Source organism: Halorubrum persicum, from assembly GCF_002727125.1.
In the GTDB taxonomy this organism is placed as follows: domain Archaea; phylum Halobacteriota; class Halobacteria; order Halobacteriales; family Haloferacaceae; genus Halorubrum; species Halorubrum persicum.
On sequence record NZ_NHOA01000038.1, the window covers coordinates 1 to 23,962 of the forward strand.

Annotated in this window: 28 protein-coding genes, 1 tRNA gene and 2 pseudogenes; 18 read left to right on the forward strand and 13 right to left on the reverse strand. The window is 64.1% G+C overall.

Annotated features, from left to right (window positions below; all coding sequences use genetic code 11):
• The coding region (locus tag DJ69_RS06075) for an IS1595 family transposase (protein ID WP_099254790.1) at positions 1–801 on the forward strand (801 nt) is incomplete at its 5' end.
• 10 nt (positions 802–811) lie between these two features.
• Positions 812–1,321, forward strand: coding sequence for a hypothetical protein (locus tag DJ69_RS17795; RefSeq protein ID WP_144050391.1), 510 nt, complete (start codon positions 812–814; stop codon positions 1,319–1,321).
• 440 nt (positions 1,322–1,761) lie between these two features.
• Here DJ69_RS17795 and DJ69_RS06080 read toward each other — a convergent pair whose 3' ends face one another.
• Positions 1,762–2,763, reverse strand: coding sequence for a tyrosine-type recombinase/integrase (locus tag DJ69_RS06080; RefSeq protein WP_099254791.1), 1,002 nt, complete (start codon positions 2,761–2,763; stop codon positions 1,762–1,764).
• A gap of 263 nt (positions 2,764–3,026) precedes the next feature.
• Between DJ69_RS06080 and DJ69_RS06085 the strand changes: the two genes are divergently transcribed.
• The 5 genes from DJ69_RS06085 (at position 3,027) to DJ69_RS06105 (ending at position 5,609) form a co-directional block, all read left to right on the forward strand.
• The gene (locus tag DJ69_RS06085; protein ID WP_099254792.1) at positions 3,027–3,254 is read left to right on the forward strand and encodes a hypothetical protein; all 228 of its coding nucleotides are present in this window, start codon (positions 3,027–3,029) and stop codon (positions 3,252–3,254) included.
• The gene (locus tag DJ69_RS18255; protein ID WP_180271733.1) at positions 3,251–3,388 is read left to right on the forward strand and encodes a hypothetical protein; all 138 of its coding nucleotides are present in this window, start codon (positions 3,251–3,253) and stop codon (positions 3,386–3,388) included. Before DJ69_RS06085 ends, DJ69_RS18255 begins: the two co-directional genes overlap by 4 nt.
• On the forward strand, positions 3,378–3,611 hold the full coding sequence (locus tag DJ69_RS06090; RefSeq protein WP_099254793.1) for a hypothetical protein: 234 nt from the start codon (positions 3,378–3,380) through the stop codon (positions 3,609–3,611). The genes DJ69_RS18255 and DJ69_RS06090 overlap by 11 nt, the downstream gene beginning before the upstream one ends.
• On the forward strand, positions 3,608–5,233 hold the full coding sequence (locus DJ69_RS06095) for a winged helix-turn-helix domain-containing protein (RefSeq protein ID WP_245851540.1): 1,626 nt from the start codon (positions 3,608–3,610) through the stop codon (positions 5,231–5,233). Before DJ69_RS06090 ends, DJ69_RS06095 begins: the two co-directional genes overlap by 4 nt.
• Positions 5,234–5,306: 73 nt before the next feature.
• Complete coding sequence (locus DJ69_RS06105; RefSeq protein WP_394338352.1) at positions 5,307–5,609, forward strand: hypothetical protein; 303 nt, start codon at positions 5,307–5,309, stop codon at positions 5,607–5,609.
• A 48-nt stretch (positions 5,610–5,657) separates the two neighbouring features.
• On the opposite strand, the gene glmM is transcribed toward DJ69_RS06105, so the two are convergent.
• The 4 genes from glmM to DJ69_RS06125 all read right to left on the reverse strand — a co-directional run bounded on the left by glmM (position 5,658) and on the right by DJ69_RS06125 (position 8,927).
• Entirely contained in the window at positions 5,658–6,992 is a 1,335-nt protein-coding gene (gene glmM / locus DJ69_RS06110; protein ID WP_099254794.1) for a phosphoglucosamine mutase, read from the reverse strand.
• Positions 6,993–7,107: 115 nt separating this feature from the next.
• Positions 7,108–8,343 carry an LEA type 2 family protein gene (locus tag DJ69_RS06115; RefSeq protein WP_099254795.1) on the reverse strand — a complete coding sequence of 412 codons (1,236 nt, stop codon included), beginning with the start codon at positions 8,341–8,343 and terminating at the stop codon, positions 7,108–7,110.
• 112 nt (positions 8,344–8,455) lie between these two features.
• Complete coding sequence (locus tag DJ69_RS06120; RefSeq protein WP_099254796.1) at positions 8,456–8,653, reverse strand: DUF5800 family protein; 198 nt, start codon at positions 8,651–8,653, stop codon at positions 8,456–8,458.
• A gap of 91 nt (positions 8,654–8,744) precedes the next feature.
• Complete coding sequence (locus DJ69_RS06125) at positions 8,745–8,927, reverse strand: DUF5786 family protein (protein ID WP_099254797.1); 183 nt, start codon at positions 8,925–8,927, stop codon at positions 8,745–8,747.
• Positions 8,928–9,078: 151 nt separating this feature from the next.
• On the opposite strand from DJ69_RS06125, the gene DJ69_RS06130 reads away from it, so the two are divergent.
• Entirely contained in the window at positions 9,079–10,197 is a 1,119-nt protein-coding gene (locus DJ69_RS06130) for a polymer-forming cytoskeletal protein (protein WP_099254798.1), read from the forward strand.
• Positions 10,198–10,229: 32 nt separating this feature from the next.
• On the opposite strand, the gene DJ69_RS06135 is transcribed toward DJ69_RS06130, so the two are convergent.
• On the reverse strand, positions 10,230–10,994 hold the full coding sequence (locus DJ69_RS06135; RefSeq protein ID WP_099254799.1) for a ribonuclease H-like domain-containing protein: 765 nt from the start codon (positions 10,992–10,994) through the stop codon (positions 10,230–10,232).
• Positions 10,995–11,105: 111 nt separating this feature from the next.
• Here DJ69_RS06135 and DJ69_RS06140 point away from each other — a divergent pair, with 111 nt between their 5' ends.
• Positions 11,106–11,828 carry an SOS response-associated peptidase gene (locus tag DJ69_RS06140; RefSeq protein ID WP_099254800.1) on the forward strand — a complete coding sequence of 241 codons (723 nt, stop codon included), beginning with the start codon at positions 11,106–11,108 and terminating at the stop codon, positions 11,826–11,828.
• Positions 11,829–11,915: 87 nt separating this feature from the next.
• Positions 11,916–12,170 carry a hypothetical protein gene (locus tag DJ69_RS06145; protein ID WP_099254801.1) on the forward strand — a complete coding sequence of 85 codons (255 nt, stop codon included), beginning with the start codon at positions 11,916–11,918 and terminating at the stop codon, positions 12,168–12,170.
• Positions 12,171–12,221: 51 nt separating this feature from the next.
• Here DJ69_RS06145 and DJ69_RS06150 read toward each other — a convergent pair whose 3' ends face one another.
• From DJ69_RS06150 to DJ69_RS06165, 4 genes are all read right to left on the reverse strand, one after another.
• On the reverse strand, positions 12,222–13,670 hold the full coding sequence (locus tag DJ69_RS06150) for a small ribosomal subunit Rsm22 family protein (protein ID WP_099254802.1): 1,449 nt from the start codon (positions 13,668–13,670) through the stop codon (positions 12,222–12,224).
• A 25-nt stretch (positions 13,671–13,695) separates the two neighbouring features.
• Positions 13,696–14,469, reverse strand: a complete 774-nt coding sequence (locus DJ69_RS06155) for a prephenate dehydrogenase/arogenate dehydrogenase family protein (RefSeq protein WP_099254803.1) — start codon at positions 14,467–14,469, stop codon at positions 13,696–13,698.
• Positions 14,470–14,524: 55 nt separating this feature from the next.
• Complete coding sequence (locus DJ69_RS06160) at positions 14,525–15,823, reverse strand: MFS transporter (protein WP_099254804.1); 1,299 nt, start codon at positions 15,821–15,823, stop codon at positions 14,525–14,527.
• A 75-nt stretch (positions 15,824–15,898) separates the two neighbouring features.
• The gene (locus tag DJ69_RS06165; protein WP_099254805.1) at positions 15,899–16,612 is read right to left on the reverse strand and encodes a thioredoxin domain-containing protein; all 714 of its coding nucleotides are present in this window, start codon (positions 16,610–16,612) and stop codon (positions 15,899–15,901) included.
• Between the two features lie 174 nt (positions 16,613–16,786).
• Between DJ69_RS06165 and DJ69_RS06170 the strand changes: the two are divergent.
• Positions 16,787–17,077, forward strand: a pseudogene (locus tag DJ69_RS06170) (DUF5779 family protein); the annotation flags it as partial.
• Between the two features lie 123 nt (positions 17,078–17,200).
• Positions 17,201–18,175 (forward strand): sugar phosphate nucleotidyltransferase, encoded by a 975-nt coding sequence (locus DJ69_RS06175; RefSeq protein WP_099254807.1) that lies wholly within the window; start codon positions 17,201–17,203, stop codon positions 18,173–18,175.
• Between the two features lie 52 nt (positions 18,176–18,227).
• Here DJ69_RS06175 and DJ69_RS06180 read toward each other — a convergent pair whose 3' ends face one another.
• Positions 18,228–18,446 carry a hypothetical protein gene (locus tag DJ69_RS06180; protein WP_099254808.1) on the reverse strand — a complete coding sequence of 73 codons (219 nt, stop codon included), beginning with the start codon at positions 18,444–18,446 and terminating at the stop codon, positions 18,228–18,230.
• 83 nt (positions 18,447–18,529) lie between these two features.
• Positions 18,530–19,993: a DHH family phosphoesterase gene (locus DJ69_RS06185; protein ID WP_099254809.1), complete on the reverse strand. Its 1,464-nt coding sequence runs from the start codon at positions 19,991–19,993 to the stop codon at positions 18,530–18,532.
• A gap of 152 nt (positions 19,994–20,145) precedes the next feature.
• On the opposite strand from DJ69_RS06185, the gene DJ69_RS06190 reads away from it, so the two are divergent.
• Together DJ69_RS06190 and DJ69_RS06195 are read left to right on the forward strand one after the other, a co-directional pair.
• Positions 20,146–20,219 (forward strand) — tRNA-Lys (locus DJ69_RS06190).
• Between the two features lie 73 nt (positions 20,220–20,292).
• Positions 20,293–20,574 carry a hypothetical protein gene (locus DJ69_RS06195; protein WP_099254810.1) on the forward strand — a complete coding sequence of 94 codons (282 nt, stop codon included), beginning with the start codon at positions 20,293–20,295 and terminating at the stop codon, positions 20,572–20,574.
• Positions 20,575–20,675: 101 nt separating this feature from the next.
• Here DJ69_RS06195 and DJ69_RS06200 read toward each other — a convergent pair.
• Positions 20,676–21,149 (reverse strand): annotated as a pseudogene (locus tag DJ69_RS06200) (DDE-type integrase/transposase/recombinase); the annotation flags it as partial.
• 93 nt (positions 21,150–21,242) lie between these two features.
• Between DJ69_RS06200 and DJ69_RS17800 the strand changes: the two are divergent.
• The 4 genes from DJ69_RS17800 to DJ69_RS18260 all read left to right on the forward strand — a co-directional run bounded on the left by DJ69_RS17800 (position 21,243) and on the right by DJ69_RS18260 (position 23,557).
• Positions 21,243–21,740 carry a hypothetical protein gene (locus tag DJ69_RS17800; RefSeq protein ID WP_144050392.1) on the forward strand — a complete coding sequence of 166 codons (498 nt, stop codon included), beginning with the start codon at positions 21,243–21,245 and terminating at the stop codon, positions 21,738–21,740.
• A gap of 182 nt (positions 21,741–21,922) precedes the next feature.
• Entirely contained in the window at positions 21,923–22,378 is a 456-nt protein-coding gene (locus DJ69_RS17805; protein WP_144050393.1) for a hypothetical protein, read from the forward strand.
• 313 nt (positions 22,379–22,691) lie between these two features.
• Entirely contained in the window at positions 22,692–23,012 is a 321-nt protein-coding gene (locus DJ69_RS06205; protein WP_099254811.1) for an antibiotic biosynthesis monooxygenase family protein, read from the forward strand.
• Between the two features lie 407 nt (positions 23,013–23,419).
• Positions 23,420–23,557 carry a hypothetical protein gene (locus DJ69_RS18260; RefSeq protein ID WP_180271734.1) on the forward strand — a complete coding sequence of 46 codons (138 nt, stop codon included), beginning with the start codon at positions 23,420–23,422 and terminating at the stop codon, positions 23,555–23,557.
• Positions 23,558–23,962: the final 405 nt, after the last annotated feature.

A 23,962-nucleotide genomic window follows, 5' to 3' on the forward strand; every position in this document is an offset into this window, starting at 1 on the left:
CCTCGCTGCCGTTCTGACCGAACGGTCAGAAACGGCAGCTACGGGCACTTTCAACGGTATCTCTGTAAGGATTGCGACCGCACGTTCAACGATAAGACCGGCACGATCTTCGCTCATTCGAAGGTTGCGCTCCGCAGATGGTTGTTCTCTATCTACGCGTTTTTGCGGTTTAACACGAGTCTCAGACAGTTACAGTGCGAAATCGAAGTCACCTACAAAACGATCCACAGGCGTGTCGAGCGCTTCACCGAAGCGCTCGACGCGCCGTCACTCGATCTCTGTGGTCCGGTTGAAGTTGACGAGTTCTACGTCTCTGCCGGCCTGAAAGGCCGCGAGCGCGACCGATGGTCGCGCTCTCGCGGCCTCTCCCGACGCGGGCGTGGGACGTATGAACAAGACAAACCGCCGATGTTTGTTCTCGTGGATCGTGGCACCGAGCAGCGGTATCTCGTGCCGGCGAAATCCGCAGACGAATCGACGATCCGGCTCCTGCTGGCTAGCCGCCAGCAGGAGCCTCTCACCGTCTATACCGACGGATTTCGCGCGTACGATCCACTTGAGGAAGACGAGAGTTTTGAGCGTGAATACGTCGTTCACGGCGACGGCGAATACGCCGACGACACGATCCACGTGAACACGTGCGAGAGCCACGCGTCGCTGGCGCGACGGTGGCTCTCGCCGCATCGAGGCATCTCAAAAGATCGTCTCACACAGTATTTCCGAGCGTTCCAACTCAGACGAGAGCTCTACCGCAAACCCGGACGAGAAGCACTCAAACACGCCGTCAAAGCAACTCTCTGAAATCAACAATGTGCTACACAAGAGCGTATCAGAACATCAAAAAGAAGACAGGCTGGTTGACAATCTTCTTGGAAAAAGTCTCAGTTTTACTACAGAGGATGGTGACAAAGGGACAATTGAATTCCATAGTATTGGCGCGGGAGGAAGGAACCCATCATCTGTAGTAACATTACAAATAAAAGGAATAGATTTTGATCAGGACCACAACCGATTAACACGTGATCTACGGTATATCTACTACAAAACACATGGGTATCCCTTCTTTTTTGGAACCCCAACTAAATTTCTTGTTACCCTACCACTTGTCCAAAAACTCGGTGATTCAAACATACTACTTGAATTTGCTATCTATGGAGATACTATTCACCGAGTAAATCGCTGTCTTGCTGTCTTTGCCGAGGTTATAAAGAAGCACCAAGGAAAGCTCCACCAGACAGCGATAAAAAAATATAATAGCAATAAAATTAATATAGATAGCGATACTGAAGTGTCAATAAAAAACCTGTATCTGAGGAAATAGCTGATGGTAACTATATGGAATATGTTCTAACAACCGCTGATGATAAAAACTACATAAAAGAGTATGCGAAATATCTCGATGACAGTAGTTTTAGAGAGACAGTTGATAACAGGAATACCTTCGCAGAGTCGGAATTAAAATAGTAATTCCTATTAAAATTCTGGGAAATGTGTCATACTAACTAAGTGGTTGAAGATTGTTTTGACCTAATACCAGATCATCCACCAAATACAATCCGATCTTGCGGATTAAAATCACACCCGCACGAATGACAAGTAGTTGTTTCTTCCCACCCGCCGATGTGAAATAATGAGGCACACTGCGGGCACTTGACTTGATTTCCCATTTGACAATAATATTAGTAATCTATGTTAACTCTTTCCAAATAACATCGCGACAGATTGAGTATCTATTTTGTTCGTTGAAAGAAATAGTTGATATTAAAGAGAATCTATGTATTTCTTTCTGGAATTTCGTCGGTCTGCCGCAGTCCGAGCGTCGTAGTGTTCATCCAGTACCTCACCGCTAACATTAGCTCGCTCGCTCATCTTCTCTCTCGGCCAATCCCTGTTTAGATGATACGTGATAGCACTTCTACGAAGAGGATGGGGACTGATCGAGGATGGGCAGCGTGACGCCTTCTCAACTTTCGTTGCTTCACACTCGTTTATTACTCGGTCATGAGGACAGTTGTTAGAGATATGGCACGGTCGCGTTATCGCGTTCATATTTTTTCGAATAGTATTGCGCGTGACTCGACCATGAGCCGTAGTGAATAATGGAACACGCCCGTTCTCCCCATCCACTACCTCTCTATGAGTCTGAATATAGTCATCTAAGACCTCACAGACCTCATTTGAGACATTAACCTGTCGTTCAGCGAGGTGGCCGTTCTTGAGTGGCGTTCCAGTATCGGGCCTGTGCCGGATTTCCACGAATCCTTGTTTTGGATAGAAATCGTCTACATCGAGGCTAACGACTGTTCCAACTCGTGAACAGGTGTGCCATATGAATTGGAAGATTGCGTGTCGTCGGTGAGCGTATTCGAACTTGTAGAGGTAATCCAGCACAGATTCTACTCGATCAAGACTCAGGATAGTATCGTCCGTTCTCTCGTCCACATTTAGCGACGGAAGCTGAACCAATTCTGCGGTTCCCTTGTTGACAAGTTCGGCGTTCGCGCACCATCGAAGGAAAACCCGGAGGGTAGAGAGGTTGTTCTTGAGCGTTACTTCCTTGATACCGTCTTCTCTCCGTTCGATTTTGAACCGTTTCAGATCGTAGCCGTTGATATTGTTTATATACTCAATCTCATGGGTTTCACAGAACGCTACGAATCGTTGTAGCGTGTACCGGTAGTTCCGGTGTGAGGCCTTGCGAACTTCGCCTTCTCGCTCGTTAAGGAAGTCTGTAACAGCTTGTTTTGGCCGAATTTTTGGCATGGTGTTGACTCCGAATCGCCATATGGCGGGCACCAGAGGCGGCCGAGCAGTTCCCGGTCTGGTTATTGCCTCAAACCGCTGAGGCCAACCAGTAGATCGGCTTCGTCCGAAGGAAAATGTGGCTGGACTGTCGAACGGTGAAACCGTGAGACAGCGTGGGGTTCCAAATCCCTCCGGCCCCATAGCAGTTTTCACTCTAACTTATCACTTCTTAGTAATAGATATTCAACTAAAAACAGGTCCGTAGCCGGAGGTGTTCCGGCGTGAGTCTCGGGCACTCCGGGTCGTTCACCGCCGAGAAGGACCGCGAGTTCTTCTGTGACACCTGCAGAGCACGCTGCACCCGGAGTATCAACGGCGACCTCGAGTACGGCCACCTCATCGGGTGTCCGAACCGTCCCGATCAGTTCACGAAAGGGACTGCTGACAGCGCGTACAAGTATACGCCTGACGAGACCGACAACGATAGCGACGGGGGTGCGTCTGCGTGAGCGACGACGATCTCGGTCACGCGAACGGGCTCGCCGAACAGCTCCGGCTCGCAGAGGAGAACGGAAATCTTCCCGAGGAACTCGCCGACAAGGACGACGAGAAGACTGACGAGGAGGTGGACGATGTCGAGTGAGGCGCGCTCCGAACCTGGCGCCGGCCATGTTGGCCCGCTCCTCTCCGCGCGGTGTACCGGCTGCGAGAAGACCTCAGAGAAGCGGACCACCGATGTCGTCGGCGATCGAGCGAATGGCTCGTTTCAGCACGTCTGTCACACCTGCCAGCTGATCACCTGGTGGAACGTCCTCGAGGTCCTCGACGACAAGGACGATCTCAGCGAGGAGGTCGATCGCGAATGAGTATCGACGCGCCCTCGACGCCCGATGCGTCGATCGGCTCGCTTCCCGAGCCTCGCCTTGAGGACCGACACGGTCCCGAGCCCGTCGCCCACGGCGCCGCGGTACAGGCCGTTTTCAACGACGTCGGTCGAGAGCTCTCGGTCTACTCTGCCGTTCACCAGCTGTGGTACGAAGTCGTCGGCGATCGCGACCAGGAGCCGGGGATCGTCGCCGAGCTCGACGAGCGCGATCACGAGTGGCTCGACGCTCCGACTCCCGGCCGCGAGTGGGTCGTGAAACTCACCTCGAGCCGCTGGAAGGCCGGAACTGGAACCGGTGACGACTACTCCGCGTACTACAAGTACGACCTCACGCTCCGCGAGCGCGACGAGGACGGAGACCTGTATAAGACCGGTCGAGCGTGCTCACTCCGAGTCCTGCCGCAGTTCGCGGATCTCAACTACAAGGACGGAGGCGATCTCACCCTTCAGTACGGAGAGGGCTCACTCGTCCGCTGTTCCACGACGTGGGCGGACGAGGCCGAAGAAGTCGAGGGGCGGATGTTCGACCTCCTCGAGGCCGCCCTCGACATCGATCGTGGTCGTCTCCTCGCGGATCGCGACCAAGAGTCCCGTCGGATCCAAAAGGCCGAAGCGCACCATCGGTTCGATATCGGCTGGAAACGCCAGGTCGTCGAGACACTCGACCGGACTCGCGAGCTGATCGCGTACGGCGGCATGTCGGAGATCGACGCCCACCAGAAGCGACAGCGCGAGGGATACCTGGAGGCGCTCGTCGACGCCGACCGGTGGCACCTCCTCGGCTTCGAGCGCACGCGCTTCGATATCGAACTCAAGTGCTACCAGGCTGCCGGGTGGGCGGAGATCCCGCGCGAGGATCCGGCCCACCACCCGAAGCTCGAGGCGTCGTTCGCCGGCGTCGACGGCGACGGCGCGCTCCCGCACGTCGACGAGTGGGACAGGGTCATGTCGACGCTCCGTACCGTCGTCTCCTCACACCTCGACTGGTCCGGTGTCGGTCGCGAGGAACTCGTCGCCGACGACTTCCAGGCCGGTCCGGGTCTCCCCGAGTATCGGTACCCGCATCCGGCCGGCCGTCGGGAACAGCTCCGCGAACGCTTCGAGGCGGTCTCGACCGAGGTCTACCGCGAGGCGCTGAAAGCGAACACGCAGGCCGTGTACGACATCCTCACCGTGATCGCCACGGAGAGCGGAGCGTCGTACGACATGCTCGAGGAACGGACCGGTCTCGCCCGCTCGACGATCCGCTACCACGTCTCGCGGCTCGCGGAGATCGGCGTCTGCGAGAAGATCTCGAATCCGGTGCTCGTCGTCTTCCCGTCGCCGGCGGCGCTCGAGTCCTCGAAAGAGATACTGCGGCGGATCTATCCGGACGACCAGATCGAGGACATGATGGAACGCGCCGAGGAGCGCCGCGAGCGTTCGCGAGCACCGCCGCCGTCGCGTACGTCGCGAACCCGGCCGTCGCGACGAATATCTGCCCGGAGAGAACTATCCAGAATCCGAGTCCTTTCTGGCCGCCGATCACGATCCGGTCGAACACGTGATCGGTCACCTTTCGCGACACAAACAGCGAGACCAGCGCCGGCAGGAGGATGTTGATCCCGCCCCACCGGAACAGGTCGGCCTCCGAGTCGATATCGAACGCGGGCGACTGAGCGAGCGGGTTGCTACGGTGCTCGAACCGCCACCGAGCGCCGTCGACGAGTTCAACGGGACCGGTGACGCCTACGAGTCGATGGTCATCACCTTCGCCGGGACGGGCGGTGCCCTGCTCGGGAGCATGCTCACGACGTCGCTCGGCACCGGTGCCCTGGCGCTCGCTATCACGCCGGTGCTCGGCGACTTCGGGCTACTGATGGCGCTCAGCGTGCTGTACTCGTTCGTGTTCACGATCCTGGCGCTCCCCTCCGCGGTGTTGTTGTGGGAGCGGTACCACGAGGCGCGGTCGGGCGGTGGCTCATCCGTCGCCGGGTGAGCCACAGCCGCCCCCGACCGCGGGGCGTCGCCGGTACGGCGCCGGCGTTCAGGCGGCGTCCCTGTGCGTCTCGACTAGCGTGCGCGCGGTCTGGAAGACGGCGTCCGCCCGGTCGGGATCGCGGGCCTCGGCGGTCACTCGGATCCGGGGTTCCGTCCCGCTGGCGCGCACGAGGAACCAGCCGTCCCCGAGGTCGACCCGGACACCGTCGAGGGTGTCCACGTCGTCGTAGTCGTCGCTGACGGCGGCGGTGAGTCGCTCCATGACCGCCGCCTTCTCCGGCACTTCGAAGGTCGTTCTGCGGATGGGGTACCGCTCGATGCTGTCGACCTGCGCCGCGAGCGATCCCACCCTGGAAACGAGCTCGACCAGTTTCGCCGCCGCCAGCGGGCCGTCCGGACACAGCGTGTCGTCGGGGAAGATCCACGCCCCGCTCGGCTCGCCGCCGAAGACGACGCCCTCCTCCGTTGTTCGTTCGGCCACGAACACGTCACCGACGCGCGTCCGAACGACCTCGGCGCCGGCGTCGGCGAGCGCGTCCGCCACGAGGAGGCTCGTGTCGACCGGGACGGCGACGCGGTCGCCCGCTCCGGCGGCGTCGCGGGCGAACAGCGCCAACAGGACGTCCCCGGACACGAACTCGCCGTCCTCGGTGACGGCCATCATGCGGTCGGCGTCGCCGTCGTGGGCGATCCCGAGGTCGGCGTCCGTCGACGCGACCGTCGCGGCGAGCGTCGAGCAGTTCTCCGCCGTCGGTTCGCTGGGCCGCCCCGGGAACCGCCCATCGGGCTGGGCGTTGAGCGTCTCCACCGAGCAGCCGATCGACTGGAGCGCCTCGACGCTGACGCCGCCCGCCCCGTTGCCGAGGTCGACCACGACCGACGGCGGGTCCGACACGTCGACGGACTCGACGATCGCCTCGACGTGGGCCGCTTGCGCCTCCGTCCACGTCGACCGCGTGCCGAACGCGTCCCAGGGCTGACGGACGAAGTCGGCCGCCCGGATCCGCTCGACGAGTCGGTCCTGTCCCGACTGATCGTACGCCTGTCCGGAGGGTTGCCACAGTTTGAGCCCGTTGTCCCGCGGCGGGTTGTGCGAGGCGGTCACCGCGACTCCGGCGTCGGCGTCTCGCGCCGCGATCCCCCGGGCGACCGTCGGTGTCGACGCGACGCCAACGTCGATCACGTCCGTCCCGCACTCGGTCAGTCCCGCGGCCAGCGCGTCGACGAGGGTGGCTCCGGTCGTTCGCGCGTCCCGACCGACGACGACTCGGTCGGCCTCGCTCGCCAGCGCCCGCCCGACCGTCAGCGCGAGGTCGGCGTCGACCTCCGTCCCGACCCGACCCCTGATACCGCTCGTCCCGAAATAGTCTCGCTGCGTCATCGTCGTCCCCTACAGAGGCGCCTCGGAAAAACCACGTGTATGGTGGGCGCTCTCGCACGATTGGCTCACCCACGAAAGCGTACGGATCTGGGCCGTTGAACCCCGGCGTTCACCCCTACACAGGTAACACGCCGTCGTCGTCCGACCCGTTCTGCGTGTCGTCATCGGTTCCGTTTCCGTCGTCGGTTCCGCTTCCGTCGTCGGTTCCGCTTCCATCGTCGGTTCCGCTTCCATCGTCGGTTCCGCTTCCATCGCCGGTTCCGCTTTCGTCGTCTGTCCCGCTTCCGTCGTCGGTTCCGCTTTCGTCGTCGGTCCCGCTATCGGTCGTGTTGTCGCCGTCAGCCTCGCCCCCCGACGAGTCGCTCCCGTTCCGCACGTCGTCGCCCTCGCCGAAGATGTCGGTCTCGATCGTCTCCTCGTAGGTGAGCGCGTCGAGCGGGACGGTGACTTCCCCGCCGCCCGGGAACTCGATCACGGCGTAGAACTCGATCCGGAGGCCGGTCACCTGATGCCCGCGAACGTCCTCGTCGAGGTGGGTGACCCACCAGTCGTCGAGGCGGCGGTTCTGGAGGGCCGTCGTGAACTCGACCGTCTCGGTGCTTTGCGAGGAAATCACGTACCCCTCCCCGGTCTGCCCCGACCCCATCTTGACCCCGTTCATGGTGATGTCGTAGCCGATCTCCGTGACGGCGTACGGTTCGGGGTTCGGGTTGTACACGGTAAACGCCATCTCGATCGGAGTCTCAGTCTCGCTGACGCTCCCCCATTCGCCCCGCGTCTCGTTTATGTACAGCACGGGATCGTCCGCCAGGAGGCTGTCGGCGTTCACCGGTCGCGTCTCGTCGGAGTTGAACGCACCGAGGAGATCCGTCTGGATCTCGCGGCTCCGCGAGAAATCGACGCCCCGACCGAGACGCTCCGAGGTCGCGGTGGCGTCGATGTCGACCGTCGTCCGCTCGCCGTTGCGGACGTGGCTTACCCACCACGGCGGGATCCCGTCGTTCCGCAGCTCCGTTTCCAGCTCCAGCGTCGAGTTCCCGGTACCGACGCGCACGCCCTCCCGGCCGCCCTGCGCCATCTCGATGTCGTTCATCGAGACCGTGTAGTTCACCGAGACGCCGTCGAGGCCGATCCCGACGGGGTTCGGGTTCGACACGACCAGATCCGTCTCGATCTCCGTGGTCTCGTTGGTCACGTCGCCGAACGTGTTGTCGACGGCCGCGACGCTCGGCACGCCGAGCACCCCGAGGGCGAACGCCCCGCCGACAGCTCCCCCGACGACGAGCACCCCGAGGAGCGCGATCCTGAGCTTTGACCCGACGAGCGCGGAGGCGGCGTCGCTCGGATTCATACTCGCTCAATCTCGCGGGATCGTAAAATCGTACCGCATCGGCACCAGATCGGGTATACTCCGTCTCAGTAACAGGTTGTGGCAGCGCGTGCCCGGACCGCCCGTGCGGGGCCTACAGCACGTCGCCGATCCGCACCGGCTCGCCGTCGAGATCGGGCTGCTCGGCGACGATCTGCAACACCTCGTGGTCGGTGACATCGCGGTACTCCTTCCCGGTGGCCTCCTCGATCAGGTCCTTCTCCAGTTCGAACTCGGTGCCCTCGTAGACGACGTCGACGCCGTCGTCGGTGAACGTCAGGTCAGTGCTCATGGGCCGCAGTTGGCTTCGACCGGATAAAAGGGACGTGACACGGCGGCGTTCCGCCGCCAATCGGGGCCCTCCGCGTTCGACGGCCGGAGAGCTACTCCTCGTCTCCGTCGTCTTTCATCTCCGAGAGGCGACCGACGAGGTCGTCGGTCGACGCGCCGCCCTCGATGGATACCTCGCCGTCGTGGTCGTTCTCGTGAACGTTCACGGCGCTGTCGTCGTCGGTGTCTACGTCCTGGTCCTTCTGCTCGCTCTCGTCGTACGATCCGAATCCCATGTCTGAGCCTGCCGTGCCGGCCTGATAAGGGTAGTGACACCGCGACGGTTCGGCAACGCCCCGCACACCGCGTCGTCTCGTCCGCCGTCCCCGTCCGACGACTGTCGGACGACCCCATACGGTTTATACGGGCGGAGGGAGTGTTCCCGGTGTGTCGCTGAGGGGAGGCGGTCCGATAGAGGAGCTCACCGTCCCGTCCGGGACGACCGTCGAAGAGCACGATCTCGTCACCGACGGCGACGTGCTCGTCGGGGGGCAGTCGACCGTGGAGTTCGGGCTCCGCGGGCGCAACGTCGCGCTCGGCGAGCGCGTGAGCGTCGAAAACGACATCGAGGCCGAGGGCGACTGCCGGCTGGACACGTGGTGTTCCGTCGACGGCAACGTCCTCGTCGGCGAGGACGCGTACCTCGGCGAGCGGGTGACCGTCACCGGCCGGCTGATGGTCTCCGGCGACCTCGACATCGGCGACGACGTGACGATCGAGGAGGGGTTCGAGGCGAACGGCTGGATCGTCATCCGGAACCCCGTCCCCACCCTCGTCTTCTACTTCATCGTCCTCTCTCAGCTCCTGCGGCTCGGCGAGGCCGACGCGGCCGACGAGCTCGCGGAGGCGCTCGCCGACGGCGAAGAGGTTCGCGACCCCCTGCTCGTCCCGCGCGGCGCCGAGATCTCCGACGACGCCTGGCGCGTCTCGACGCCCGCCACCGTCGGCGACGACTGCCGGCTCCACGGTAACCTCCGCGCGGAGTCGATCCGCACCGGCGAGCGCAACGAGGTGTTCGGCTCCCTCCGCGCCCGCGAGGGGATCACCGTGGGCGCGGACACGACGATCCACGGCGACGTGACCACCCGCGGCGGAACCGTCACCGTGGAGGCCGGCGCGCGGGTGCTCGGCGACGTCTCCGCGGGCGACCTCGTCGTGCACGACGGCGCCGAAATCGACGGCACCCTCCGCGCCCGCGGCGAGATGAAGCTGGTTCAGGAGACCGGGGGCGGTAACGAAGACGAGACCGGTGGAGGCGAGGAGAGCGGGGACGAGGAGAACGCGAGAGTTGACGAGGGCGACGAAATCGATGGCGACGAAAGCGATAGTGACGAAAGCGGTGACACCGCCGCCGACGGGACCCCTGGCAAGCACGAAGGCGGCGACGAGAACTCCCGCTCCGCTGCCGATTCCGCTGCCGATTCCGATTCCGATATGCCCGGCGTCGAAGGGTCCGACGACGACCCCGGCACCGACGAACCCGACGCCGACGCGGAAGCGACGTGACTGAAGCCGCCGCTAATCGATTTTGACGACGGCTACCGCTCGACGGCCTCGCCGACGAACACGTCCTCGTGGAGCGCCTCGGTGACGGCGTCGGCGAGCGTCCGGAGGTTCACCGTGTCCTCGCGGTTGTACGAGACGAGCGTCTCGAGCGCCTCGTCGTCGCCGCCCTCGTACTCGCGCCAGAGCCGGACGGCGTCCCGCCCCGAGATGTCCGGGCGGTCGCGCTCGATACCGATCTCCGCTTCGATCGGCTTCAGCCCCCCCGAGAGCCCGAGCCGTTTGCAGGGGTACATGAGATCGAGGTGGGGCGTGTCGATCTCGACGTCGAAGGAGGCCTCCAAGAACGGCACGTCGAACCGGGCGCCGTTGAACGTCGCGAGCAGGCTGGCGTCGGCGAACCGCTCGCGGAGGCGCTCCGCGGTGAGGTCCTGGCCGGCCACGAGCGTCGTCGTCTCCCCGGCCTGATGGAAGCTCACCGTCGTCACCTGGTTGCGGTGCTCGTCGAGCCCGGTCGTCTCGATGTCGAAGAAGCAGGTCTCCTCGCGGAAGTTCTCGTAGAGCCGCCAGCGCTCCCCGCTGGGGAAGGTGCGGTCGAAGTACGCGGAGTCGCCGTCGTCGAGGCGTGTCAGCGCCTCGGCGATGAACGACTCGATCCGGTCGGCGGTGGTCGAGCCGACGCCGGAAACGTCGACCGCGGGGTCGAACGACTCCCACGTGGTGACGCCCTCGCGCCAGAGCCGGCGCTCCGTCGTCTCGCCGACCCCGTCGACCGGGATGAAGCTGTTCTCGATGCGCATACCCGACCGCGGCGGCGCGCGGGCAAAAACCCGACGGGAGACGGCGACCGGCTCTGCGGTGCCCCTCACCGACCGCTACTTAAGTACGACCGGCCCCAACGAATCGCATCCATGTGCGGTCGCTACACCCGTTTTACTCCCGCCGCCGACCTCGAACCCCGGTTCGACGCCGACTTCGCGGGCGTCGAGCCGAGCTACAACTGCGCGCCCGGCCAGGACCTCCCGGTGATCGCCGACGAGGACCCGAGCGCCGCGACGCGGATGAAGTGGGGGCTCACCCCCTCGTGGGCCGACGAGTCGTTCGACCTCATCAACGCCCGCGCGGAGACGGTCCGCGAGAAGCGGAGCTTCGCCGACGCCTTCGACCGCCGGCGGTGTCTCGTCCCCGCCGACGGGTTCTACGAGTGGGTCGAGGGGAAGAACGGAGCGACCGGGAAGACCCCGTACCGCGTCGCCTTCGAGGACGACCGCCCGTTCGCGATGGCGGGGCTCTACGAGCGGTGGGAGTCCCCCGAACCGGAGACGACCCAGACCGGACTCGGCGCGTTCGGCGGCGGAGCGAGCGACGGGGGCGACTCTGGCGAGACCGACGACATCGTGGAGTCGTTCACGATCGTCACCACCGAGCCGAACGACCTCGTCGCCGACCTCCACCACCGGATGGCCGTGGTCCTCGACCCGAGCGAGGAGGCGACGTGGCTCCACGGCGACCCCGACGAGGCCGCCGCGCTGCTCGATCCGTATCCGGCCGACGAACTGACGGCGTATCCGGTCTCCGACCGCGTGAACTCGCCCGCCGTCGACGCGCCGGAGCTGATCGAGCCCGCCGGGTGATGACGGCCGAGCGAGCGGTTCCGGTGATGGCCCACGGCGTGCGCGTCCGAAGCAATCTTTTTATTCCTGTTAAATGAACGAGAGGTAATGCCCTCCGTCCTCCAAGTCGGCCTCCCCGGCGGTCCGGAACTGTTCGTCGTCCTCTTCCTCGCCGCGGTGGTGGCCGTCCCGGTCGTGTTCGCGTCGCTGATCATCTATCTGGACGCGGTGGATCGGAACAGCGACCACGCACTCGCGTGGACGGTCGCCGCGCTTTTCGGCGGCGTCGTGGTCTGGACGCTGTACGTCGTCGTCCGCGACGAGGTCGGTGGGAACGGACTGACCGTGAACGGTCGCCTCTGACCCCGCGGACAGCGAAGGTCGTCCGTGAGCCGGTTCGACGCCGCGACCGTCTCAGGGCGCCACGAGGTCGACGACCGTCTCGTCGTCGACGACCACGTTGTACGCCCCCTCGTCGTCGTTCCAGAGCACGAGCCCGTTTTCGACGAAGACCACGGAGCCGTAATCTGCCGTCCGGAGGTCGTCGTTGAGGACGGTCTCCCGAGTGCAGACGAGGTAGTGGTCCACCGTCTGTGAGCCGTCGCCGACGCGGTAGAGGGCGTTGCCGCCGGCGCTCAGGTCGTGGCTCAGTTTCACCGCGAGGAGGTTCACGCGGTCGGTGACGTGCTCCTCCGAGTCGGCCATGCGAGCACAGCGGTCTGCGCTCGCCTGCACGTCGACTCGTCGCTTCCCGTCCGGACGGAGAATCGCGTACGCGAACTGGACGTCGACGTTGACGAACTCGCCCGGCTCGTCGCCCGAACCGCGATCGGCGGCCTCGTCGAGTCGGCGCTGGAACCCCGGCACGTCGAGGTCGTCGGCCACGTCGAACGACCACCCGCCGTCCGAGGGCGTCGCGTTCGGCCAGAGTCGGAGCGTGGGCGCGTACGTCTCGACGCCGCTCTCGGGGGTCGCGACCGCGCGCTCCACCTCGCGGAGCCCCATGGCGGTGTTGCGGTCGGCGGGCGCGAACGCGACGACGCTCCCGTCGGCCGCGAGCCGACCGAGCGCGGCCTCGGTGACCGCGACCGGGTCGTCGAGCTCGGAGAGGACGTTGCCGAACACGACCAGGTCGAACTCCTCAGGGGCGGCGTCACCGCTTCCCGCCGTCCCGCCATCGAGCCCGAGGAACGACTCCGCGGTCTCCTCGTGAATCGTCGACCGGAAGTTCCGCCCCGTCTCGTCGAGCATGCGCTCGAGCACGTCGGCGGCCGCGCTCGGCTCGACGGCGTGGTAGTCGACGACGGCGTCGTCCGGGAGGTAGTCGTGGAGACCGAGCGCAGGGCCGCCGACGCCCGCGCCAACGTCGAGGACGCGGAGGGTCCGGTCGAGCAGCGCGTTCTCGACGAGGTCGTCGAGGACGTGGCCGATCGTCGCGTAGTAGGCCGGGAGGTGGTAGATGCCGTAGCCGAGCGCCGCGACCCGGTCGTACGCCACGTCGTTGCCGTAGAGGTAGTCGTCCTTCAGCCGGCGCACCGCCTCGCGGAGCTCCGCGCCCGACTCCCCGCGGTGCCAGTTCGCGCCGAACTCGCGGACGAGCAGGTCCTCGAGGGCGAACGAGTAGTCGTCGGGGAACGCGGTCGGCGCCCACCCGGGGTCTGGAACCGGCTCCTCCGGAACGGGTTCGAAGGCGCCGTCGTCGCGCTCGCGGAGCCGGAGGTCGAACGCCTCCTCGCGGAGGGTCTCGCGGACGACGGCGGGATGGGGCCCCCCCTCGATGTACTCCGCGATCTCCTCGGGGTCGATCGGTCTGACGTTGCGCAGGTAGTTGGCGTTGTTCCGGACGGCTGCTCTGTCTATCATGAAATCACTGGCGTGGTCGATCGGCTCACTCGTGTCGCTCCCGCTCCGCGCGGTCGCCGCGGGCCGCCTCGTACAGATCGGCGAACGCCGCCGAGTCGGCGTCGGCGATCTCGCGGGCCGCCGCGGCAACGTCGTCGGCGCCGTCGAAGGCGCGCTGGATCTCGGCGTACACCGCGGGCGACCCCTCGGTGACGGTGTCGGCGATCTCGTCGAGCGCGGCCGACACCGGGGTGTGGAACTCCTCGCGCACGTCGTCGCCCGCGAGTCGCCACGCGAGCACCGCCGCGTGCGCGCCGGCCTGCACCGTCTCCATCGCCTCGTCGTGTTCCGCGGGCGTCGTCTCGAACACCTCGTTGCCGCCGGCCTCGATCGCGGCCGTGATTCCCTCGATCGCCGGGCCTCCCTCGTCGACGACCGCGGCGACGTTGCCGGGGACGCGCGGCGGGGCGAACAGCGGGTGGTAGCTGGCGCGCTCGCGCTCCGGAGCGTGTTCGCGCATCGCCGCGACCGCGTCGGTCATCTCCCCCGAAACGTCGAGGATCGCCCGCTCCGCGCGGGGAGCGTACGCCTCGACCGCGGCGGGGACCGCCGACATCGGCACCGCGAGACACACCGAGTCGTGGACGGTGTCGCCGTCGGCCGGGACCGCCTCGGCGTCGCGCGCCGCGGCCGCGTCCGCGGCGACCGCTGGGTCGCGGTCCGCGAACGCCACGGTCGCGTCGACCGGCGACTCGTCGGCCGACACGGTGTCGGCGATCCAGCGGCCGATCTCGCCGGCGCCCACCACGAGGATATCCATCTGTCGCCCGGACGGAGGGGCTGGACGGCTTAAAAGGGCTCGACTCGGGCGGGCGTCACTCCGACGGCGAGCCCCCGGCACCGCCGCCGAGCCCGAGCAGCCCGCCGCCCGGTGCGATCGATTTCACGGCCGGGAACAGCGCCAGCGCGATGCCGAGTTCGAGCCCGCCGACCGCGAGGAAGGCGGAGGTGTAGCCGAACTGGTCGGTGGCGGTCCCGCCGATGAGGAAGCCGGCGAGGAACCCGAGCGAGCCGAACACGTTGAACAGCCCCATCGCGGCGCCGCGGGCCTCGGGCTCGACGAGGTCCGTGACGAGCGCCATCGTCGCCGGCGCCATCAGCGCGCCGCAGACCCCGACGAGCACCATGAACGCGGCCGCGAGTGGGTAGACGGGCGCCACGCCGACGCCGATGGTGACGATCCCGTACGCGATCGAGCCGATCACGACTGGGAGGAACCGCCCGATCCGGTCCGAGAGCGAGCCGAACGGGGCCTGCAGCACCGCGAAGGGGACGAAGAAGAGCGCGAGCGTCGCCCCCGCCGCTCCCGCGGAGAGGCCGAAGGTCGCGGGGTCTTGGAAGTAGTAGACGCCGACGAGCGCGAAGAAGCCGGCGGTGAGGCGGTCGACGAAGCCGAACGCGAGCGGGACCAAGAGCCCGCGGGTCGTGCGAGCGCGGGCGAGCACGTCGCGGAACCCCACGTCGTCCGACCCGCCCTCCGAGTCCTCGCTGCTCGACCCGTCACCGCCCGACCCGTTGCCGTCCGGAGCAGCCGATCGGTCGGCGATCGCTCGGTCGTCGACTGTGGCCGCGAGCGCGCCGGCGCCCGCCAGCACCGCCGCGCCGGCGTAAACGGGGAAGAAGGCGCTCAGATCGGCGAGCGAGCCGCCCACCACCGACCCGACCGCCGCGCCGAGCCCGATCGCGACCCCGGCGGTCCCCATGTTGCGCCCGTTGCCGCCCCGGAGGTCCATCAGCGCGGTGACGGCGAGCGAGAAGGCGCCGATGGTGAGCGCCCCGCCGACGACGCGCACCGCGAGCGCCGCCCGGAAGCCGAAGCCGAACTCGGGGACTGCGGCGAGCACGACGTACGAGGCGGCGCCCCCGAGCGCGCCGACGACGATGAGGGGCGCTCGACGGCCGAGCGCGTCGCTCGCGGCGCCCCAGACGACCGCGAAGGTCACGAACGCGCCGAACTCGGCGACGAGGAACCACATCCCGGCGTCGATCCCGGCCGGCGCGCCGAGCGCCACCACCAGCGCCGGCACCCCGGGGTAGAGGAGCACCTGCGAGATCAACACGGCGAGCACGACGGCCCCCAGCCGCCGCCGGTCGCCGCGGTCGTCCTCCGTCATCTACTTATAAATCGTGCCGAACGCTCAAAAGGCCGACGTTCGGGGGGTCACAACGGGGATCGGGACAGCCCCCGCCTACAGCGCCGACTCGATGGCCGCCGCGACGGAGTCCGCGTCGTATCCGTCGACCGGTTCGCCGTTCACGAAGACCGACGGCGTCGCCGAGATGTTCATCGACACGCCCTCGCTCCGGTCGCTCGCGGACGCCTCTCCGTACGCCGCGAACCGCGCGTCGGCGATTGCGGCGCAGGGATCCGCGCCGGCGGCCTCCGCGGCGGCCCCGATCGCCTCCCCGCCGTAGTTTCCCTGCGATTCGTAGGCGGCCGACGAGAACGCGAAGTACGCCTCGTTCCCCTGGCGATCGCCGACCCCGCGCGCCGCGCTGGCGACGGGGACCGCCCACGTCTCGTCGACGGGGATCGGGAAGTCCCAGTGCTCGTACCGGATATCGCCCGGAGCGATGAACTCCTCGCGGATGACCGGGAACGACTCCAGCTTGTACGTCGCGCAGTGGGGACACGTGAAATCCTCGAACGCCTGTACCACGACCTCGGCGTCGGGGTCTCCGAGCGTCGGTCGGTAGTCGAGGTTCGGGTCCGCCGGTTCGGTGAGATCGCAGTCGTACTGGCCGGGGTCGAGATCGACGCCGCTGATGTCGAGGCCGTCGCTTCCGCCGCTTCCGTCGTTGCCTCCACCGTCACCACCGCTTCCGCCGCCCAGACAGCCCGCTGCGCCGACGACGCCGGCCGACGCGGCGCCCGCGAGCAGGGACCGTCGCGTGTGTTCCATACCGCCGATCCGGCCGGGGCGCACTTAACCACACCGAGAGGGGAAATCGAAGGGCCGTGGCGGAGCAGGCCTCGACTGGGCGCTAGGGACGCGGTCGAAGATTTCCGGAGAGGCGTCCAAGCGGGGCCGATGACGCGTCCGAACGTTTTTGCCGTCGCCTCGCAACCCTGTGGTATGAGCGACTGGGACCTCGACCTGCGCGACGCCGAAGAGCAGATGGACGAGGCGTTCGCGGCCGCCGGCGACGTCGTGCTCGGCGTCCTCGACGGGACGACCGACCCCGACGAGTGGGTCCGCAGCATCGACTACGGCAACACCCTCGTGTTGTCCATCGACGGCGACCTCAACGAGCTGGCCGCGGGATTCGCGCGCGAGGTCAAGGACATGGGCGGCGAGCTAATGCATTTCCGCGGGTTCCTCGTCGTCACGCCGCCCGGCGTGAACATCGACACCGACCGACTGAGCAAGTAGGCGACGCCCGAGTCGTCGGGCGCGACCGAGTCCGCCCGCGGTCAAACAACGCCGAACCCGTTTCTCCCCGTTGACACGAGCGCAAGAGGTATGATGCCGGGGTGAGACGGGAGTCGTATGAAAGCCGTCGTACTCGCGGGGGGTTACGCGACGAGGCTCTGGCCGATCACCGAGACCCGACCGAAGATGTTCCTTCCGGTCGGCGAGAACACCGTCATCGACGAGATTTTCGAGGACTTCGAGGCGGACGACCGCGTCGACGAGGTGTTCGTCTCGACGAACGAACGCTTCGCCGACGCGTTCGCCGACTACCTCGCCGACAGCCCGTTCGAAAAGCCCACCCTCTCGGTCGAGGAGACCGTCGAGGAAGACGAGAAGTTCGGCGTCGTCGGGGCGCTCGCCCAACTGGTCGAGCGTGAGGGCGTCGACGACGACCTCGTCGTCGTCGCCGGCGACAACATGATCAGCTTCGATCTGTCCGAGTTCGCCGACTTCTTCGAGGAGAAGGGAACGCCGACGCTGGCCGCCTACGATGTGGGCGACCGCGAGCGGGCCAAATCGTACGGGCTGGTCGAACTCGACGGCGACGAGGTCGTGAACTTCCAGGAGAAGCCGGACGACCCGAAGACCACGCTCGTCTCGATCGCGTGTTACGCGTTCCCCGCCGAGACGCTCCCGGACCTCTCGACCTACCTCGAGGACGGGAACAACCCGGACGAGCCGGGCTGGTTCCTCCAGTGGCTCCAGGGGCGCGGCGCGGTCCACGCCTTCACCTTCGACGGCGCGTGGTTCGACATCGGGACCGCCGAGAGCTACCTCGACGCGGTCGAGTACGCGCTCGACGGCGGGACGCTCGTCGCCGACGACGCCACCGTCGAGGGGTCCACCCTCGGCGACGTGGTTCACGTCATGCCCGGCGCGACCGTCACCGATTCGACGCTCGATCGGACCGTGGTTTTCCCGGACGCGACGATCGCGGACTCGAAGGTCAGCAACTCCGTGATCGACGAGGGCGTCACGCTGGAGAACGTCGATCTCACGGGCGCGCTGATCGGCTCGTACACCTCGATCACCGAAGGCGACGGCTTCTAGCGCGGTCGTCGATCGCCGCGCGTCCGACGGTCGGAACCGATTGTAACGCTGGCTACTCCCCCGCAGCGCTCCCGGTCTGCCGGTGCGTGTGGTGGTAGCAGTCGAACGCGGCGTCCGCGTCGGCCTCGGGATCGACCGGGTGGAAACACACCCGCCGGTACCGCTCGTTGTCGAGCAGGTTGACGACGAACCCGTCGTCGTGGCGCGACACCGACGCGTACGGGTCGCCGCAAGCGGGGCAGGCCTCGGGCGGATCCTCGGGGACGTACATGGTAACTCGCCGTCACCCGGACTACGGACCGAGAGCGGAAAACCGCTCTGGCGAGGCCACGCTTCGTCTCCGATCTCGCGGCTTTACGACCCGTTGCCGCTCTCGCCGCCGCCCTCGACGCCGAGCGCGTCGAACAGCTTCCGGCGGACGGCCTCCTCGGTGAGGTGGAGCAGGGTGTCGCGGTTGTCGCCGTTCGCTTGGATCCCGGTGAAGATGCCGAGCGGGATCTCCAGCGACCCCTGCGTCGAGTGGCCGGCGGCGTCGCCCATCTCGGAGAACGCCTCGTCGAGCACGTTGCCGATGTTCAGGCGGATGTCCTTCGAGCGCGCGGCGAGGTAGATGGTGTCGTCGGCGATCCCGAGCACGGCGGTCGTCGTGATCCCCTCGAGGTTGAGCAGGTGTTGGGCCGCCTGCGCGAGCGCCTCGCGGTCGCGGATGAACCCGGCCGTCGAGAAGAGGTGGCTCCCCTGCACCTCGCGGTTCTGGATCGCCTCCGCGAGCACGTCGAGCGTCTCCGGGCTCATCGACGGCGACTCCACCTGTTCGAGCGTGTCGTGGTTCGCGAACGGGTGGAGGTAGGCGGCCGCCGTCAGGTCCGCGGGCGTCGTGTCCCGCTTGAAGTCGAGCGTCTCGGCGCGGATCCCGTAGAGGAGGGCGGTCGCGACCGCCTCGGTGGGCGACTGGTCGAACTCTTGGAGGTACTTGGTGAGGATCGTCGACGTCGAGGAGACGTTGGTGCGCACGTCGACGAAGCGGGCGTCGAAGGGGACCTCCGCCTCCAGGTGGTCAAGGTAGATGTCGATGTCGACGTCGAAGTCGAAGCCGTCGTCGGCCGACTTCGCGAGGTCGACCGCGGCGACCGTCTCGTACTCCGCGAGCGCCGGGGCCTCCGAGCGCGCCAGCAGGTCGATCCCGAGGAGGTTGACGAACGCCCGGTTCTCTTGATGTCCCACGTCGCCGGTGTAGAGGATGTCCGCCTCGACGCCGAACGCCCCGGCGATGGCCTGCAGCGCGGTCGCCGACGCGATGGAGTCCGGCTCCGGGTTGTCGTGCGTCAGAATCGCCATTCGCCCGTCGCCGCCTTCGATGATCTCCGCGAGCTGACGCGCCATATACTCCAGCTCGCCGGTCTCCAACGACTGGAGCGCGCTGTCGGCGATCACCGTCGAGGGGTTGATAACCACGTCGGCGCCGCGCTCGCGCAGTTCGTCCTCGCTGACGGGGTCGGAGGCGCGGACGACGACGTACTGGTCGCCGCCGGTGTCGCGCACGGCCGAGACGGCGGCCTTGTTGGCCTCGACGTCGCTCGCCAGGATCAACACGATATCTCGGTCGTCGAGCGCCTCGACCACGCCCGGGTCGGCGATGTCCTGCACGCGGGCGTTGAGGTCCTGGTCGCGGAGCGCCTCGACCCGGCTCTCGTCGCGGTCGAGGATGAGCACGTCCTTGCCGCGGCTGGACAGGTCCTCCGCCACGGCGTGCCCGACGCTCCCACAGCCGAGGATCGCGTATCGCGTTCGTGCCGATCCGGATGCTCCACTACTCATTGCCCGAGATTCCCGCGGGACGACACTTAACGAGTGCGCTCTCGGGTCGAGCGCGTGAGCGGGGCACCGGGTGAAACGGTTGAGCGACGCCGCTTCGCTGCGCGCCGTCGAATGAAAAGGCCTTTTACGTCGACACGGGTACGATTCGGTGAGGGCCGGTAGCTCAGTTAGGGAGAGCGACGGACTCTTAATCCGTCGGTCGCGTGTTCAAATCGCGCCCGGCCCGCTTCGTTAATAAACGGTAGAAGTATCTTACTTACGTTTTTCGGCCGATTAGCGGTTAGTCCGGAGGTGGCGTCATGAGCGTCGATCGCCGGAGCGATCTGGAGGTCGACCTCGACGACAACCGCGCGGTCGCGACCGTCGTAGAGAAGCGAACGATCGAAGTCGGCGACCTGTTCAACGACGACGGCGAACTGCGGCTCTGGAACGTTTTGCGAGATACAGAGGGTATGTCGGTCAGATTCGCTGGACTCTATCACCGGAGGTGGATGTTTACCGAACCTGCGGAAATTATGCCGCTAGCAGATTTTCGCTCGGGCGGGTGCGCGGACATGCCGCCACGGGATTGGCGGTCGTGATGGTGAGCAGGAAGCGGTTAGTGCGTGGGGTCGGAAATCATTCCAATGGATAAAGACCGCAGGGAAGCAAATGCGGAGATGAAAAAGTTAGCATCTCGGGCGCGGGGAGACTCAGTCACCGCAACTGATCCGAGATAGTCTGCGTCATCGACGAGAAATTCCACGTTATTGAGCTGGTATCGCCGGTGTAGCTCGGTCAGAAACCATCGCGTTGTCTGTTTATTTGCGGTCGGATAGAGGCTCACGTGGAGGATTTCGTTCGTCTGTGGATCAACCGCGCCGTACAGCCAGAATTTCTGGCCGTGGAGGCGGATCATCTTTTCGTCAACCGCGAGTTGATCCTCGGAGACGGTCGAGATCGGCTGTAGATCTGCTTTCTGAACCCAGTTATGGATAGCGACGTGACGCCGATCGATCCCAAAACTCTCGAGATGTTTACTTACCTCACGCAGTGACATGCCGGCCAAATGACAGCGGATCCCTACTTCAATCCCCCAGCGCGGAGTTCGATCTCGCTCTACAAACGACAAGTCGATCCACGCGATACGTTCGCTGAGGCGGTCGAATTCTGCCATAGACACTCAGAACTCGTCCGCCTCATCCGCTAACTTAACGCGACGGAATCGTGGCGGGAAAAAGATATATTTCAACCAGTGTTTCGTTCGTGTATGGATTTCCCGCTCTCCCGCCGTCGAATGCTCCACCTCTGTAGTGTGACGAGCATCGCGGCGCTCTCGGGCTGTGTCGCTGACCCGGGAGACAACGGTGGTCTATTAGAGATTCTTCGCGCAGATGCACCAGACGGGGCAACGGTGACGCCGTCGAGTGATGAACGACTTCGCTCCGTCGAGCCGATTCAAACCGCGCTTAGCCGTGCAGCGGAGCGTTCGGTCGCCGACCAGCGCGTGGACAGTTCGGAGTTTTCAGACGTCAGAGCGGCGCTCTCTCCGCTACCCTACTACGAACGCAGTGACCCGCAGAACGACAGCTCCCTTCCCTCTGGAATATACCTCCGTCACAACGACTCGACGTATGTCGCCTCACTGTGGCCCTACTGTACCGATTCGATTCTCGGAAGCGCAGAGAGTGAGGAAGGAAACTACGGCCGGGGGGGATGTTTAAATCCCGAGGAGCGTCCCGGCGACTCGTTAAATGGGTCTACATGACCATCGCTTCCCGAGTTCTACAAGCTACGGGCTCGCTGAACAAACGTGAACGAACCGCTACGTTAGGACGCTTGTCGTGTTAGAACCATGGTCTGTATTGACCCAAACCGGGTCAGAAAAATCACTTGCTGAGGGGTTCAACAGAGCCGAAAATATATATTCCTCTACTATATTCCCAAAATATGTCAGATACATTCCCGGCCGGAGCAGTCCCCTTATCAATGCTTGCTGGGATATTGTGGGTTGTCCAACCGGCAGCGTTATTCCCGCTATTCGAGCCCCTTCTTGGTGATGCCTCGCTCGGTATTGGATTTATCTTTGCCGTCATCTTCGGTCACGGAGGTAGAAATTTTCTTCTCCTGGTCCTCATAATTAGCATCTTCTGGATGGTCTTTCGGGATCCTCGGTCGCTGTGGGAATTTGATCGACCTATACAGGTCGCTGCCGTCGCCGGCGTCGTATTCTTACTTCTACTCTCGCCCGTCAGCGACGTCTTCTCCAATTTCCTACCACGAGGTGACATTCCCTTAGTATTCCGTTCGATACGCATCGCTGGCTCGATCTGCGCCGCTGTTCTTATTGGAAGCGTTCTGGTCAGCAAGTTACGCTCCGTCCGTTCCCGATCCACGTCGGCTTAGCAAGCGGATCGCAGATTCATTTGAGATCGTACGTATGGCTTGTACTAAGTGATTTGAGAGTTCTGTACTGGGCGATCACCATCTTGGTAAACCGTGCTCGATCGGTTGCGACATTCGTGCGCTGTATTCAGCAGCGCCGTCGCTAAGTACTTGAACTCTGTCAGTGCCGGCGTGGCCGATACGGAGGATGTAGTCAGCATTCGAACAGTGTTATTTTCTCCAAATATGCTCTGAACTAGCTGATAGAATCCATCTGCGTATCTAGCTCTCGAAGAGAAAGCATCTTGCTCGCGCGAGGGCGAGACTCGTAGTAATGTATCTCGTTACGTTTCGCCTTGACCCGGGGGAGTATGACGAGGAGTTTCACGAGCTGAATGACGCGATACAGGCGGCTGCTGAGGACACGGACGGTTATCGCGGCAAGCGAACATGGAATGCTCCAGAGAGTGAGGAGGTTCTCGTCGCGTACTACTGGGAGTCCTTAGACGCGCTTGAGACGTTTGGCGCATATTCAGAGCACAAAGAGGCGAAACAGCGGTGGACAGAGTGGTACGATGCCTACGAGGTCACCGTCACGGAAGTCATCGAATCGTATGGAAGTGGATTTGGGAACGACGCAGACCCACCTGCGTAATGTAATTCTGTACTGACCGATTCATGAGTCCTCTGTACTGAGCGATTGAGGGTGCGAAGATATCAATTGAGAAGATTTTCAACAAAGCCCAAAAGCTCTGTGCTGGACGCATTCTCTGTATCTCGCACGGTGCTACTGATGGATGGGAGTGTTCTGGCTTTTGTCCTCAATTAAGTTAATTGGCAGTTAACGGCCATCGGAGCTGAATTTCTGTTCGGTACCGCAACCCAATCACGTCGGTGTGAGACGATTGCGAGCGAGACGCGGGCTGTTTCGGCTGAGTAGCGACGAACCACCGCTAACGACTTCTAGGACAAGTTGTCACTCAACAGGCGAATACCGGCCCGATCACGCCGGTCGACCCGTGGGCTCTGCCGTCTTTTATGCGACCTTGTTAGAGAACTTCCATGGGCCTAGAGGCGACCGGCAAGCCGGACCGGTACAAAGTGTGGCTCCGTGACAACGACGAATGGACGCTTGAACGGGCGAAGGTCGAAGGGGGCGAGAAGGATCTCCAAGGTCTCGGTGAGGAAGCTGCGCAGTAGGGACAGCGAGGCAATTCTACAGAAAACCGTGTGGGAACAGGGTGAGAGGAGCACGGTCGACTCGAACTTGAAGACGATCTGTAGTCGAATACGGTTCGCGTGCAGGTGACAAGTCCTGACTCGGTCGTGGTCAATACAGACCAAGCAGGCATCGCTCTGTATAGGCGAAGGACTGCTCAGGGGCCATCAGCGTTCTTCAACAATCGTAGCAGTAGACACAGAGTCAATATCATTGCGACGACGAACGTAATTCCGATAATAATAGTCCCTGTGCCGACCATACCTGTTCTCAAGTGTATAGCTCCAAGAAGACACTGGCTCGAAGTACCTCTTTTCGGATTCAATCAGTTCGCACTCTTCGTCGACCGGCTGTTTCAGACATTAATTGCTGTGTTGAATAGATGC

Coding starts and splice junctions, on each gene's coding strand:
- DJ69_RS06140 (WP_099254800.1), top strand. CDS start 11,106: ATGTGCGGTCGCTACACCCGTTTTACTCCCGCCGCCGACCTCGAACCC.
- DJ69_RS06195 (WP_099254810.1), top strand. CDS start 20,293: ATGAGCGTCGATCGCCGGAGCGATCTGGAGGTCGACCTCGACGACAAC.
- DJ69_RS17800 (WP_144050392.1), top strand. CDS start 21,243: ATGGATTTCCCGCTCTCCCGCCGTCGAATGCTCCACCTCTGTAGTGTG.
- DJ69_RS06150 (WP_099254802.1), bottom strand. CDS start 13,670: ATGATAGACAGAGCAGCCGTCCGGAACAACGCCAACTACCTGCGCAAC.
- DJ69_RS06175 (WP_099254807.1), top strand. CDS start 17,201: ATGAAAGCCGTCGTACTCGCGGGGGGTTACGCGACGAGGCTCTGGCCG.
- DJ69_RS06165 (WP_099254805.1), bottom strand. CDS start 16,612: ATGGAACACACGCGACGGTCCCTGCTCGCGGGCGCCGCGTCGGCCGGC.
- DJ69_RS06095 (WP_245851540.1), top strand. CDS start 3,608: ATGAGTATCGACGCGCCCTCGACGCCCGATGCGTCGATCGGCTCGCTT.
- DJ69_RS06115 (WP_099254795.1), bottom strand. CDS start 8,343: ATGAATCCGAGCGACGCCGCCTCCGCGCTCGTCGGGTCAAAGCTCAGG.
- DJ69_RS06205 (WP_099254811.1), top strand. CDS start 22,692: ATGTATCTCGTTACGTTTCGCCTTGACCCGGGGGAGTATGACGAGGAG.
- glmM (WP_099254794.1), bottom strand. CDS start 6,992: ATGACGCAGCGAGACTATTTCGGGACGAGCGGTATCAGGGGTCGGGTC.
- DJ69_RS06080 (WP_099254791.1), bottom strand. CDS start 2,763: ATGCCAAAAATTCGGCCAAAACAAGCTGTTACAGACTTCCTTAACGAG.
- DJ69_RS06135 (WP_099254799.1), bottom strand. CDS start 10,994: ATGCGCATCGAGAACAGCTTCATCCCGGTCGACGGGGTCGGCGAGACG.
- DJ69_RS06180 (WP_099254808.1), bottom strand. CDS start 18,446: ATGTACGTCCCCGAGGATCCGCCCGAGGCCTGCCCCGCTTGCGGCGAC.
- DJ69_RS06120 (WP_099254796.1), bottom strand. CDS start 8,653: ATGAGCACTGACCTGACGTTCACCGACGACGGCGTCGACGTCGTCTAC.
- DJ69_RS06145 (WP_099254801.1), top strand. CDS start 11,916: ATGCCCTCCGTCCTCCAAGTCGGCCTCCCCGGCGGTCCGGAACTGTTC.
- DJ69_RS06125 (WP_099254797.1), bottom strand. CDS start 8,927: ATGGGATTCGGATCGTACGACGAGAGCGAGCAGAAGGACCAGGACGTA.
- DJ69_RS06090 (WP_099254793.1), top strand. CDS start 3,378: ATGTCGAGTGAGGCGCGCTCCGAACCTGGCGCCGGCCATGTTGGCCCG.
- DJ69_RS06155 (WP_099254803.1), bottom strand. CDS start 14,469: ATGGATATCCTCGTGGTGGGCGCCGGCGAGATCGGCCGCTGGATCGCC.
- DJ69_RS18260 (WP_180271734.1), top strand. CDS start 23,420: ATGGGCCTAGAGGCGACCGGCAAGCCGGACCGGTACAAAGTGTGGCTC.
- DJ69_RS06160 (WP_099254804.1), bottom strand. CDS start 15,823: ATGACGGAGGACGACCGCGGCGACCGGCGGCGGCTGGGGGCCGTCGTG.
- DJ69_RS17805 (WP_144050393.1), top strand. CDS start 21,923: ATGTCAGATACATTCCCGGCCGGAGCAGTCCCCTTATCAATGCTTGCT.
- DJ69_RS06185 (WP_099254809.1), bottom strand. CDS start 19,993: ATGAGTAGTGGAGCATCCGGATCGGCACGAACGCGATACGCGATCCTC.